This is a genomic window from Pseudomonas sp. PS01300 (genome assembly GCF_029960155.1).
GTDB lineage: Bacteria > Pseudomonadota > Gammaproteobacteria > Pseudomonadales > Pseudomonadaceae > Aquipseudomonas > Aquipseudomonas palmensis.
Genome location: NZ_JASCPN010000001.1, coordinates 263,338 through 276,384 on the forward strand (window position 1 = coordinate 263,338; position 13,047 = coordinate 276,384).

Consider the following 13,047-nt stretch of genomic DNA (forward strand, 5'->3'; position numbering starts at 1 on the left):
TCAGACTTTGAACCGCGACACACCACCACGAAGGCCGACCGCTACCTGGCTCAGCTCGTCGATGGCGAAACTGGCCTGGCGCAGCGACTCCACGGTCTGGCTGCTGGCATCGCCCAGCTGCGCCAGTGCATGGTTGATCTGCTCGGCACCGGTGGCCTGGGCCTGCATGCCTTCGTTGACCATCAGCACCCGTGGCGCCAGCGCCTGCACCTGGTGGATGATCTGGGTCAGTTGCTCGCCCACCTGCTGCACCTCGGCCATGCCGCGACGCACTTCCTCGGAAAACTTGTCCATGCCCATCACCCCGGCCGACACCGCCGACTGGATCTCGCGCACCATCTGTTCGATATCGTAGGTGGCCACGGCGGTCTGGTCGGCCAGGCGGCGCACCTCAGTGGCCACCACGGCAAAGCCGCGGCCATATTCGCCGGCCTTCTCGGCCTCGATGGCGGCGTTGAGCGACAGCAGGTTGGTCTGGTCGGCGACCTTGACGATGGTGACCACCACCTGGTTGATGTTGCCGGCCTTCTCGTTGAGGATCGCCAGCTTGTTGTTGACCAGGTCGGCCGCGCCCATCACCTGGTGCATGGTCTCTTCCATGCGCGCCAGGCCCTGCTGGCCGGAGCCGGCCAGTACCGAGGCCTGGTCGGCAGCGCTGGTGACCTCGGTCATGGTGCGCACCAGGTCACGGGAGGTGGCGGCGATTTCCCGCGAGGTGGCACCGATTTCGGTGGTGGTGGCGGCCGTTTCGGTGGCGGTGGCCTGCTGCTGCTTGGAGGTGGCGGCAATCTCGGTCACCGAGGTGGTGACCTGCACCGACGAGCGCTGGGCCTGGGACACCAGGGTGGTCAGCTCGCTCATCATTTCGTTGAAGCCGGTTTCCACCGCGCCGAATTCATCCTTGCGGTCCAGGCTCAGGCGCACGCTGAGGTCACCGCCGCGCAGCTTGTCCAGCGCCCGCACGATCAGTTGCATGGGGCCGGTGATGGCGCGCATCAGCATCAGGCCGCAGATGCCGGCTGCAATGATCGCCAGCACCAGCGAGATCATCATGCTGACCTTGGCCGTGGTCACCGCGCTGACGATGGCACCGGTGGCCTGCTCGGCCGACACCCGGTTGCCTTCGATCACCGTGTTCAGGTGCTTGCGGCCCTCGTTCCAGGCCGGGGTCATGCTGTCCTGCAGCAGGCGCTGGGCCTCGGCGTAGTTCTTCTGCCGGTAGGCCTCCAGCACGCTGTCGAGCAGCTTCAGGTAGCCCTGCTCCAGGCGCACGAACTCCTCGTAGCTGGACTGGTCTTCGGAGGACTGGATGGTCTTCTGGTAATCGGCCATGTTCTGCTTGAGGCGATCCTCGAAGCTCTTGTACAGCTCGGCGTCGGCATTGGTCAGCTCGCGATGGTTGCTCAGGCCGAGCAACTGCTGGGTGTTGACGTAGCTGTCGACCCAGGCGCTGCGGATCATCGAGCTGTAGTACACGCCAGGGATGCTGTCCGAACGCACCGCCTCCTCACTGGACTCGATCGCCACCAGGCGCGAGTAGGCAGCGACCACCATCAACAGCATGATGGCAATGATCATGGCGAAGCTCGCCAGGATGCGTTGGCGCAATGTCCAGTTCTTCACAGTCAGCCCTCAAGGATTCTACGCGAGCAGAAAAATGCGCAGATTATAGCCCACGCACCTTATCTGCACGCGCTCTGGATCAAGACGGCTCGGGCAAAATGGCCTGCGCGATGGCCATATGCCCGCATTTGCTGACTCAGGCCTGGCGAACCTGTTTTTCCAGCTCGGCCTTGAGGGCCGGGTCGAGCTTGAGCTGCTTGGCCAGCTCGTCGAGGTAGGCGCGCTCCATGAAGTGTTCCTCGTCCACCAGCATGACGCTGGCGATGTACATCTCGGCCGCCATTTCCGGCGTTGTGGCAGCGCGGGCGACGTCGGCCGGGTCCAGCGGTCGGTTGAGTTCGGCATGCAGCCACTGTTGCAGCTCGTGGTCGTTGTCGAGCTTGACGAACTCGCCTTCGATCAGCGCCTTCTCGCGCTCGTCGACATGCCCGTCGGCCTTGGCCGCAGCCACCAGCGCCTTGAGGATGGCCTGGCTGTGCAATTCGACCTGGGCGGCAGGCAGGCGGTCGAGGGTCTGCGGTTCGCGCTGCGGCGCACTGCCCTGCTGGGCCTGCCAGTTGCCGTAGGCCTTGTAGGCCAGCACACCGAGGGCGGCCAGGCCACCATAGGTGAGCGCCTTGCCCCCCAGGCTGCGCGCCTTCTTGTTGCCCAGCAGCAGGCCCATCGCGCCCGCCGCCAGCGCACCACCGCCGGCACCGGAGAGCAGCCCGCCCAGGCCACCGCCACCGGCGCCGCCGAGCAACCCACCCAGCCCGCCACTGCCCCCTGGCTTGGCGCTGGCACCTTTGCCGGCCTGGTTCTGCAGCAGCTCCTGGCCGGACTTTAGCAACTGGTCGAGCAAACCTCGGGTGTTCATCTGAACGTCCTCAACAAGGAAATGAAACGCCAGAGTAAAGCCTGACCTGCGTCGTCACGCTGCGCATTTGCTTCTGGATGTTGCATTCGCGGGAACGCACTACGCTAGTAGGGAATGCACCGCTGCAGCACCGTCATCACTGCCCCTGCACAATTCCAATAAAAGAGGGAACATCATGCTTGTGCACACCACCGCATTGCTTGGCGCCCTGGGCGCCGGGATCCTCGCCAGCGCCAGCCTGCAGGCCGCCGAGCCGCTCAAGGCCGTGGGTGCCGGCGAAGGGCAACTGGACATCGTGGCCTGGCCCGGCTACATCGAGCGCGGCGAGAGCGACAAGGCCTACGACTGGGTCAGCGGTTTCGAGCAGGACACCGGCTGCAAGGTGAGCGTCAAGACTGCCGCCACCTCCGACGAGATGGTCAGCCTGATGACCAAGGGCGGCTACGACCTGGTGACCGCGTCGGGCGATGCCTCGCTGCGCCTGATTGCCGGCAAGCGTGTGCAGGCGATCAACACCGACCTGATCCCCAACTGGAAGCACCTCGACCCGCGCCTGAAGGACGGCCCCTGGTACGTGGTCGACGCCAAGGTCTACGGCACGCCGTACCAGTGGGGGCCGAACGTGCTGCTGTACAACACCGAGGTGTTCAAGCAGGCGCCCACCAGCTGGGGCGTGGTGTTCGAGCCGCAGGACCTGCCGGACGGCAAGCCGAACAAGGGCCGTGTGCAGGCCTATGACGGGCCGATCTACATCGCCGATGCGGCGCTGTACCTGAAGACGGCCAAGCCGGAACTGGGCATCGACAACCCCTACGAGCTCAACGAAACCCAGTACAAGGCGGTGCTCGACCTGTTGCGCCAGCAACGCCCCCTGATTCACCGCTACTGGCATGACGCAACCGTGCAGATGAGCGACGTCAAGAACGAAGGTGTGGCGGCTTCAAGCTCCTGGGGCTACATGGTCAACGGGCTCAAGGCCGACAAGCAGCCGGTGGCCTCGACCATCCCCAGGGAAGGCGCCACCGGCTGGGCCGATACCACCATGCTGCACGCCGAGGCCAAGCACCCCAATTGCGCCTACAAATGGATGGACTGGTCGCTGCAGCCCAAGGTGCAGGGCGACGTGGCGGCGTGGTTCGGCTCGTTGCCGGTGGTGCCGGCGGCGTGTTCGGGCAGTGAACTGCTGGGGGCCGACGGGTGCAAGACCAACGGTTTCGACCTGTTCGACAAGATCGCGTTCTGGCGCACGCCGCAGGCGCAAGGGGGCAAGTTCGTGCCCTATAGCCGCTGGACCCAGGACTACATCGCGATCATGGGCGGCCGTTAGGGCCTCTTCGCCGTCAAGGCCGGCCCCTGCAGGCGACTCGCACACCTGCAGGGGCCGGCCTTGACGGCAAAGCGAGCGCACCGCCCTCGCAGAACCGTGGAGTACCTCGCATGCCCCCAGCCGTACAGTTCACCCAAGTGTCCCGCCTGTTCGGCGAGGTCAAGGCCGTCGACCGGGTCTGCATCGACATCGAAGACGGCGAGTTCTTCTCCATGCTCGGCCCTTCGGGCTCGGGCAAGACCACCTGCCTGCGCCTGATCGCCGGGTTCGAACAACCCAGCCACGGCTCGATTCGCATCCACGGCGTGGAAGCCGCCGGCCTGCCGCCCTACCAGCGCGACGTCAACACGGTCTTCCAGGACTACGCGCTGTTCCCGCACATGAACGTGCGCGACAACGTGGCCTACGGGCTCAAGGTCAAGGGCGTGGCCAAGGCCCAGCGCCATGCCCGCGCCGAAGAGGCCCTGGGCATGGTGGCCCTGGCCGGCTACGGCGAGCGCAAGCCGGTGCAGTTGTCCGGCGGGCAGCGCCAGCGCGTGGCCCTGGCCCGCGCGCTGGTCAATCGTCCCCGGGTACTGCTGCTGGACGAGCCCCTCGGCGCGCTGGACCTCAAGCTGCGCGAGCAGATGCAGGGCGAGCTGAAGAAGCTCCAGCGCCAGCTGGGCATCACCTTCATTTTCGTCACCCACGACCAGACCGAGGCGCTGTCGATGTCCGACCGCGTGGCGGTGTTCAACCGCGGGCGCATCGAACAGGTCGACACGCCGCGCAACCTCTACATGCAACCGGCCACCCCCTTCGTTGCCGAGTTCGTCGGCACTTCCAACGTGCTGCGCGGCGAGCTGGCCCAACACCTGGTGGCCAGCCCGCAGCCGTTCTCGATCCGCCCGGAACACATTCGCCTGAGCGCGTCGGCCATCCCGGGCGACGTCCTCCAGCTCAGCGGCGTGCTGCACGATATCCAGTACCAGGGCAGCACCACCCGCTACGAACTGCAGCTGGACAACGGCCAGTTGCTGGCGGTGAGCCAGGCCAACAGCCAGTGGCATGCCGACGCCGCCCCCTGGCAGCCCGGCCAGCGCCTGCACGCCCACTGGCCGCGCGAGGCCATGACCGCGCTGCGCGAAACCGTGCTCGACGAGGGCCGCTGAGATGATGCGGCGCCTGGCCACCCTGCTCTACCGTCGCTCCAACCTGTACCTGGCGATGCTGTTGATACCGCCGCTGATCTGGTTCGGTGCGATCTACCTGGGCTCGCTGCTGGCGCTGCTGTGGCAAGGTTTCTACACCTTCGACGACTTCACCATGGCGGTGACGCCCGAGCTGACCCTGGCCAACTTTGCCGCGCTGCTGCAGCCATCCAACTTCGACATCATCCTGCGTACCCTGGGCATGGCGGTGGCGGTGTCGATCGCCAGCGCGGTGCTGGCGTTTCCCATCGCCTACTACATGGCCCGCTACACCCGCGGCAGCACCAAGGCGTTCTTCTACATCGCGGTGATGATGCCGATGTGGGCCAGCTACATCGTCAAGGCCTATGCCTGGACCCTGCTGCTGGCCAAGGGCGGGGTGGCCCAGTGGTTCGTCCAGCAGCTGAACCTGGAGCCACTGCTGCAATGGCTGCTCGGCATTCCCGGGGTGGGCGGCAGCACCCTGTCGACCTCGCACCTGGGGCGCTTTATGGTGTTCGTGTACATCTGGCTGCCGTTCATGATCCTGCCGATCCAGGCCGCGCTGGAGCGCCTGCCGCCCTCGCTGCTGCACGCCTCGGCCGACCTTGGCGCACGCCCGCACCAGACGTTCGTGCAGGTGACCCTGCCGCTGGCGGTGCCGGGCATCGCCGCCGGCTCCATTTTCACCTTCTCGCTGACCCTGGGCGATTTCATCGTGCCGCAGCTGGTGGGCCCGCCCGGCTACTTCATCGGCAGCATGGTGTACGCCCAGCAAGGCGCCATCGGCAACATGCCGATGGCCGCCGCCTTCACCCTGGTACCGATCATGCTGATCGCCGTGTACCTGACCCTCGTCAAACGCCTGGGAGCCTTCGATGCACTCTGACAACGCCTCGCCGGGGCTGCGCCTGGCCGCCTGGGGCGGGCTGCTGTTCCTGCACTTTCCGATCCTGATCATCGTGCTGTACGCCTTCAATACCGAAGACGCGGCCTTCAGCTTTCCGCCCCGGGGCCTGACCCTCAAGTGGTTCGGCGTGGCGTTTTCGCGCCCCGACGTGCTCGAGTCGATCAAGCTGTCGCTGCAGGTGGCGTGCCTGGCCACGCTGATCGCCCTGGTGCTTGGCACCCTGGCCGCCGCGGCCCTGTACCGGCGCAGCTTCTTCGGCAAGGAGAGCCTGTCGCTGATGCTGATCCTGCCCATCGCCCTGCCCGGCATCATCACCGGCATCGCCCTGCTGTCGGCGTTCAAGACCCTGGGCATCGAGCCCGGGATCTTCACCATCGTGGTGGGCCACGCCACCTTCTGCGTGGTGATCGTCTACAACAACGTCATCGCGCGTCTGCGGCGCACCTCGCAGAACCAGATCGAGGCGTCGATGGACCTGGGCGCCGACGGCTGGCAGACCTTTCGCTACATCGTGCTGCCCAATCTGGGGTCGGCCCTGCTGGCGGGCGGCATGCTGGCGTTCGCGCTGTCGTTCGACGAAATCATCGTGACCACCTTCACCGCCGGCCACGAACGCACCCTGCCGATCTGGCTGCTCAACCAGCTCAGCCGCCCGCGCGACGTGCCGGTGACCAACGTGGTGGCCATGCTGGTGATGCTGGTGACCATGCTGCCGATTCTGGGCGCCTACTACCTGACCCGTGGCGCCGAGAACGTGACCGGCAGCGACGGCAAATGACCTGAACCAGGAGGATCGAACACCATGCAAACCCGACTGCTGATCAACGGCCAGCTCGTCGCCGGCGAAGGCCCGGCCCACAGCGTGCTCAACCCCGCGCTGGGCAGCGTGCTGGTGGACATCAACGAGGCCAGCGAAGCGCAGGTGGATGCGGCGGTGCGCGCCGCCGACCATGCCTTCGACGGCTGGTCGCAGACCGCACCGAAAGACCGCGCCGCACTGCTGCTCAAGCTGGCCGACCTGATAGACGCCCATGCCGGGGAGCTGGCCAGGCTGGAATCGGACAACTGCGGCAAGCCCTACCCGGCCGCGCTGAACGACGAACTGCCGGCAATCGCCGACGTGTTCCGCTTCTTTGCCGGGGCCAGCCGCTGTCTGGGCGGCTCGGCGGCGGGCGAGTACCTGGCGGGGCACACTTCGATGGTACGCCGCGACCCGCTGGGTGTGGTGGCGTCCATCGCGCCGTGGAACTACCCGCTGATGATGCTGGCATGGAAGATCGCCCCGGCCCTGGCCGCCGGCAACACCGTGGTGCTCAAGCCTTCGGAACAGACCCCGCTGACCGCCCTGCGCCTGGGCGAACTGGCGGCCGAGCTGTTTCCGGCCGGGGTGCTCAACATCCTGTTCGGCAAGGGCCAGAGCGTAGGTATGCCCCTGGTCACCCACCCCAAGGTGCGCATGGTGTCGTTGACCGGCTCGATCGCCACCGGCAGCCAGATCATCACCGGCACCGCCGACAGCGTGAAACGCCTACACATGGAACTGGGCGGCAAGGCCCCGGTGATCATCTTCGACGATGCCGACATCGACGCTGCGGTGGAAGGCATTCGCACCTTCGGCTTCTACAATGCCGGGCAGGACTGCACCGCGGCCTGCCGGATCTATGCCCAGGCCGGCATCTACGACACCTTCGTGAACAAGCTCGGCGAGGCAGTGGCCAGCCTCCGGCACGGGTTGCAGGACGACCCGGACACCGAACTCGGGCCGCTGATCAGTGCCGCACACCGCGACCGGGTGGCAGCGCTGGTGGAGCGCGCCGTGGCCCAGCCGCATATTCGCCTGGTCACCGGCGGCAAGGCGGTGACGGGCGACGGGTTCTTCTTCGAGCCGACGGTGCTGGCCGACGCCCAGCAGGATGACGAGATCGTGCGCCGCGAGGTATTCGGGCCGGTGGTGTCGGTGACCCGCTTCGAAGACGAAGCGCAGGCGCTGGCCTGGGCCAACGATTCGGACTACGGCCTGGCCTCGTCACTGTGGACCGCCGATGTCGGCCGCGCCCACCGGGTGTCCGCCCGGTTGCAGTACGGCTGCACCTGGGTCAACACGCACTTCATGCTGGTCAGCGAAATGCCCCACGGCGGGCAGAAGCTGTCGGGCTACGGCAAGGACATGTCGATGTATGGGCTGGAGGACTACACCTGCGTGCGGCATGTGATGTTCAGGCATTGAGGCCCACGGCGCAGGCAGGCGTTACCTGCGCAGGAGGGCCGCTCGGCGGCCCTTTGGCATAGCCTTCAGTCGCGCAGGTCGGACTCGTGGATCGGCTGGTCGCGGTGGGTCGCACGCTGGTACTGCGCCGGCCATATGGCCTTCTGCCCGCCCAGGTCGTCGTCGGCATGCAGCGGCCAGTACGGATCGCGCAGCAGCTCGCGGGCCAGCAGGATGATGTCGGCCTGGCCGGTGCGCAGAATGTGCTCGGCCTGGGCCGGCTCGGTGATCATGCCCACCGTGCCGGTGGCGATCCCCGATTCCTTGCGCACCCGCTCGGCAAAGCGTGTCTGATAGCCAGGCCCGGTGGGAATCTCGGCATTCATCGAGGTGCCCCCCGACGACACGTCGATCAGGTCGGCGCCCAGGGCCTTGAGGCGCTTGGCCAGCTCGACGGTTTCATCCGGGTTCCAGCCATCCTCCACCCAGTCGGTGGCCGATACCCGCACGAACAGCGGCAACTCCGACGGCCACACCTCGCGCACCGCCTCGGTCACCTGCAAGGTCAGGCGAATGCGGTTCTCGAACGAGCTGCCGTACTGGTCGCGACGCTGGTTGCTCAATGGCGAGAGAAACTGGTGCAGCAGGTAGCCATGGGCGGCATGCACTTCCACGACCTTGAAGCCGGCCACCAGTGCACGCCGGGCGGCTTCGACAAAGGCCTGGATCACCTCGTGGATCTGCCCTTCGCTCAATTCGGTGGGCGCCGTGTGCTGCGGGTCGAAAGCGATTTTCGACGGCCCCACCGGCACCCAGCCACCGTCCTCGGGCTTGACGCTGCCGTGCTTGCCCAGCCACGGCCGATGCGTGCTGGCCTTGCGCCCGGCGTGCGCCAGCTGAATGCCGGGCACCACGCCCTGGGCTGTGATGAAGCGGGTGATGCGTTGCAGGGGGGCGATCTGTTCGTCGCACCACAGGCCCAGGTCCTGGGCGGTGATGCGGCCATCGGCCGTGACGGCGGTGGCTTCCGTGAAGATCAACCCGGCACCGCCGACCGCGCGGCTGCCCAGGTGGACCAGGTGCCAGTCGTTGGCCAGGCCGTCGACGCTCGAATACTGGCACATCGGCGAGACCGCAATGCGGTTGGGCAGCGTCAGTTGACGCAGGGTATAGGGCTCAAGCAGCAGGCTCATGGGGCACCTCTCCAGTCTCCGAATGGTGGACCGGACCGAGCGCCTTGGCTTCCCCGCGGCTCAGTGCCGGTCTCTGAGAGACTAGACCAGTTTGCCCACCCAGGGGTTCAGCGCGGCTCGATGTGGGCGATCATCAACTGCACCGTCTCGTTGCCGCGAAACTCGTTGACGTCCAGCTTGTAGGCCAGCTCCACCCAGCGCACGGTGGGGTTGGGCCATACCTCGCGGTCGATGCCGAAGGCGATGCCGTCGAGGGTCACCGAACCGCATTCGCTCTTGAGCACCACCTTCAGGTGACGCTCGCCCACCACCCGCTGCTGCACCAGCTGGAACACGCCATGAAACAGCGGCTCGGGAAAATGCTGCCCCCACGGCCCGGCGTTGCGCAGGGCGCGGGCCAGCTCCAGGTGGAACTCCTCGACCGCCAGGCTGCCGTCGGACAGCAGCCGGCCGGTGAGGTCGTCCTCCTGCAACTGGCGGCGGACTTCTTCGTCGAACGCCTGGGCGAACGCCGGGAAGTTCTCGGCCGGCAGCGACAGCCCCGCCGCCATGGCGTGCCCGCCGAACTTGCTGATCAGCTCCGGGTTGGCCGCCGCCACGGCGTCCAGCGCATCGCGAATGTGAAAGCCCGGCACCGAGCGCGCAGAGCCCTTGAGCATGCCTTCGCCGGCATCGGCAAAGGCGATGGTCGGGCGGTGATAACGTTCTTTCAGACGCGAGGCCAGAATGCCGATCACGCCCTGGTGCCAGTCAGCCTCGTACAGGCACAGGCCGAACGGCATCGACTCCAGCGGCAGGTCCTTGAGCTGGGCCAGCGCCTCGCGCTGCATGCCCTGCTCGATGGACTTGCGGTCCTGGTTCAGTTCGTCCAGCTGCACCGCCATCTCGCGAGCCAGGGTCGGGTCGTCGCTGAGCAGGCATTCGATGCCCAGGCTCATGTCGTCCAGGCGCCCGGCAGCATTGAGCCGCGGGCCCAGGATGAAGCCCAGGTCGGTGGAGGTGATGCGCGCCGCTTCGCGCCGGGCCACCTCGAGAATCGCCTTGAGCCCCGGGCGCGCACGACCGGCACGGATGCGCTCCAGGCCCTGGTGCACGAGGATGCGGTTGTTGGCGTCCAGCGGTACCACGTCGGCCACGCTGCCCAGCGCCACCAGGTCGAGCAGCTCGCCGATGTTCGGCTGCGGGCGGTCGTCGTAGCGGCCCAGGCTGCGCAAGCGCGCACGCAGCGCCATCAATACGTAGAAGATCACCCCGACCCCGGCCAGTGCCTTGCTCGGAAACTCGCAGCCCGGCTGGTTGGGGTTGACGATGGCATCGGCCGCCGGCAGCGCATGGCCCGGCAAGTGGTGGTCGGTGACCAGCACCTTCAGGCCGGCCGCCTTGGCCGCCGCCACGCCTTCGACGCTGGAGATGCCGTTGTCCACGGTGATCAGCAGCTGCGGCGTGCGCTGCAGTGCCACCTCGACGATTTCCGGGGTCAGCCCGTAACCGTATTCGAAACGGTTGGGCACCAGGTAGTCGACGTGCGCGGCGCCCAGCAGGCGCAGGCCCAGCACGCCCACGGTGCTGGCCGTGGCACCGTCGGCGTCGAAGTCGCCGACGATCAGGATGCGCTGGCGCTGGTCCAGTGCCTCCACCAGCAGGTCTACCGACGCGTCGATACCCTTGAGCTGCTGATAGGGCAGCAGGCGTGCCAGGCTCTTGTCCAGCTCGACGGCGCTCTGTACACCACGGGCGGCGTACAGGCGGGTCAGCAGGGGCGGCAGGTCGCCAAGAAACGGCAGGGTGGACGGCAGTGAACGCGGTTCGATACGCATGGAGTGATCAAGGCTTCTCTGGTTTGAAAAAGGTCGGCGGGCGGATCAGCCGCGCTCGCCCAGCAGCCATTGCAGCTGGACTTCGTGCTGGCCGCGGTCGTCGGTGACGAACACCGTGCCTTCGCTGATCATCACATCCCACTTGATGGCGCGTGGCATGTCCTTGGCCAGGACTTCCAGCACCTCTTGCGGCACGGCGGCGATGTTGAGGTTCTTCAGGTTCTTGACCGCCGGGATCACCTTGGTTTCCCATACCCGCAGGCTGCCGTAGGCCAGCAGGCTGGTGCGCTCGGTGCGGCGCGAGCACCAGGTCAGGCGGTCGGCATCGGGCTGGCCGACTTCGATCCAGTGCAGCACCCGGTCATCCAGGCTTTTTTCCCACAGCGCCGGCTCGTCGACGTCCGACAGGCCGCGACCGAACGACAGCTGCTCGTTGTACCAGAGGGCATAGGCCAGCAGGCGCACGGCCATGCGCTCTTCGGTTTCCGAAGGGTGGCGGGCGATGGTCTGCTTGACGCTTTCGTACACGCCGCGGTCGAGATCGGTGAGGTTCAGTTCAAACTTGTAGGTGGTGGACGGCTGGGCCATGGACGGGCTTCTGGTAACAGGAAAAGTCGCCCAGTCTAACCGATGCGCTGGCAATCAACGAACCGAACCGTACAATCTGCGGCCAACAGCAGTATCTGCCGCTGCCGCCCTGTGATAAAAACTAGCGCTCTGCCCTGCTGCCACGGAAGCCCCATGTCGTTGCCCACCAAACCGCTTGCCGGCCTCAAAGTCATCGAACTCGGCACCCTGATCGCCGGCCCCTTCGCCTCGCGCATCTGCGCCGAATTCGGCGCCCAGGTGGTCAAGGTCGAATCGCCCGATGGCGGCGACCCGCTGCGCAAATGGCGCAAGCTGTACGAGGGCACCTCGCTGTGGTGGTTCGTGCAGGCGCGCAACAAGCAGTCGCTCACGCTCAACCTCAAGCACCCCGAAGGCCTGGCCATTCTCAAGCAGCTGCTGGGCGAGGCCGACATCCTGATCGAGAACTTCCGCCCCGGCGTGCTGGAAAAGCTCGGCCTGGGCTGGGAGGTACTGCACGCGCTGAACCCGAAGCTGGTGATGGTACGCCTGTCCGGCTTCGGCCAGACCGGGCCGATGAAAGACCAGCCCGGCTTCGGCGCGGTCGGCGAGTCGATGGGCGGGCTGCGCTACATCACAGGTTTCGAGGACCGCCCGCCGGTACGCACCGGCATTTCCATCGGCGACTCGATTGCCGCGCTGTGGGGCGTGATCGGCGCACTGATGGCGCTGCGTCATCGCGAGGTCAACGGGGGCCAGGGCCAGGTGGTCGACGTGGCCCTGTACGAGGCCATCTTCGCGATGATGGAGAGCATGGTGCCGGAGTTCGACGTGTTCGGCTTCATCCGCGAGCGCACCGGCAACATCATGCCGGGCATCACCCCCTCCTCCATCCATACCAGCGCCGATGGCAAGCATGTGCAGATCGGCGCCAATGGCGATGCGATCTTCAAACGCTTCATGCAGGCCATCGGGCGCGACGACCTGGCCGCCGACCCGGCGCTGGCCAGCAATGACGGGCGCGACCTGCGCCGCGACGAGCTGTATGCGGTGATCGACCGCTGGGCCCGCAGCGTGCCGCTGGACACCCTGATGCAGGTGCTCAACCAGGCCCAGGTGCCGGCCAGCCGCATCTATTCGGCCGAGGACATGTTCAGCGACCCACAGTTTCTCGCCCGCGAGATGTTCCTCCAGGCCAGGCTGCCCGACGGCAAGCCGTTCAAGATGCCGGGCATCGTGCCCAAGCTGTCGGACACCCCAGGCTCCAGCGAATGGGTGGGGCCGGCGCTGGGCGAGCACACCGCGCAGTTGCTGGGCGAGCTGGGCTATGACGCGGCGCAGATCGCCCATCTTCGCGAACAGGGCGCGGTCTGAGTCGC

At 66.6% G+C, this 13,047-nt stretch carries 11 protein-coding genes; 6 read left to right on the forward strand and 5 right to left on the reverse strand.

Annotated elements, in window-relative coordinates:
* Positions 1-1,623 (reverse strand): methyl-accepting chemotaxis protein, encoded by a 1,623-nt coding sequence (locus QMX96_RS01275; RefSeq protein ID WP_043863205.1) that lies wholly within the window; start codon positions 1,621-1,623, stop codon positions 1-3.
* 136 nt (positions 1,624-1,759) lie between these two features.
* Positions 1,760-2,479, reverse strand: coding sequence for a tellurite resistance TerB family protein (locus QMX96_RS01280; RefSeq protein WP_054915019.1), 720 nt, complete (start codon positions 2,477-2,479; stop codon positions 1,760-1,762).
* Positions 2,480-2,654: 175 nt separating this feature from the next.
* Between QMX96_RS01280 and ydcS the strand changes: the two genes are divergently transcribed.
* The 5 genes from ydcS to QMX96_RS01305 all read left to right on the forward strand — a co-directional run bounded on the left by ydcS (position 2,655) and on the right by QMX96_RS01305 (position 8,112).
* Positions 2,655-3,806: a putative ABC transporter substrate-binding protein YdcS gene (gene ydcS / locus QMX96_RS01285; RefSeq protein ID WP_058541467.1), complete on the forward strand. Its 1,152-nt coding sequence runs from the start codon at positions 2,655-2,657 to the stop codon at positions 3,804-3,806.
* A gap of 110 nt (positions 3,807-3,916) precedes the next feature.
* On the forward strand, positions 3,917-4,957 hold the full coding sequence (locus tag QMX96_RS01290) for an ABC transporter ATP-binding protein (RefSeq protein WP_043863202.1): 1,041 nt from the start codon (positions 3,917-3,919) through the stop codon (positions 4,955-4,957).
* A 1-nt stretch (position 4,958) separates the two neighbouring features.
* Positions 4,959-5,864: an ABC transporter permease gene (locus tag QMX96_RS01295; RefSeq protein WP_282360677.1), complete on the forward strand. Its 906-nt coding sequence runs from the start codon at positions 4,959-4,961 to the stop codon at positions 5,862-5,864.
* A complete protein-coding gene (locus QMX96_RS01300) occupies positions 5,854-6,663 on the forward strand; it encodes an ABC transporter permease (RefSeq protein ID WP_043863200.1) in 810 nt (269 codons plus the stop codon). Before QMX96_RS01295 ends, QMX96_RS01300 begins: the two co-directional genes overlap by 11 nt.
* Positions 6,664-6,687: 24 nt before the next feature.
* On the forward strand, positions 6,688-8,112 hold the full coding sequence (locus tag QMX96_RS01305) for a gamma-aminobutyraldehyde dehydrogenase (RefSeq protein WP_258662239.1): 1,425 nt from the start codon (positions 6,688-6,690) through the stop codon (positions 8,110-8,112).
* Positions 8,113-8,177: 65 nt separating this feature from the next.
* On the opposite strand, the gene QMX96_RS01310 is transcribed toward QMX96_RS01305, so the two are convergent.
* From QMX96_RS01310 to QMX96_RS01320, 3 genes are all read right to left on the reverse strand, one after another.
* Positions 8,178-9,284 (reverse strand): NADH:flavin oxidoreductase/NADH oxidase, encoded by a 1,107-nt coding sequence (locus tag QMX96_RS01310; protein ID WP_282360684.1) that lies wholly within the window; start codon positions 9,282-9,284, stop codon positions 8,178-8,180.
* A 107-nt stretch (positions 9,285-9,391) separates the two neighbouring features.
* Complete coding sequence (recJ, locus tag QMX96_RS01315) at positions 9,392-11,101, reverse strand: single-stranded-DNA-specific exonuclease RecJ (protein ID WP_282360685.1); 1,710 nt, start codon at positions 11,099-11,101, stop codon at positions 9,392-9,394.
* Positions 11,102-11,146: 45 nt separating this feature from the next.
* On the reverse strand, positions 11,147-11,689 hold the full coding sequence (locus QMX96_RS01320) for a YaeQ family protein (protein ID WP_054915026.1): 543 nt from the start codon (positions 11,687-11,689) through the stop codon (positions 11,147-11,149).
* A gap of 153 nt (positions 11,690-11,842) precedes the next feature.
* Between QMX96_RS01320 and QMX96_RS01325 the strand changes: the two genes are divergently transcribed.
* Positions 11,843-13,042: a CaiB/BaiF CoA-transferase family protein gene (locus QMX96_RS01325; RefSeq protein WP_043863195.1), complete on the forward strand. Its 1,200-nt coding sequence runs from the start codon at positions 11,843-11,845 to the stop codon at positions 13,040-13,042.
* Positions 13,043-13,047 lie beyond the last annotated feature (5 nt).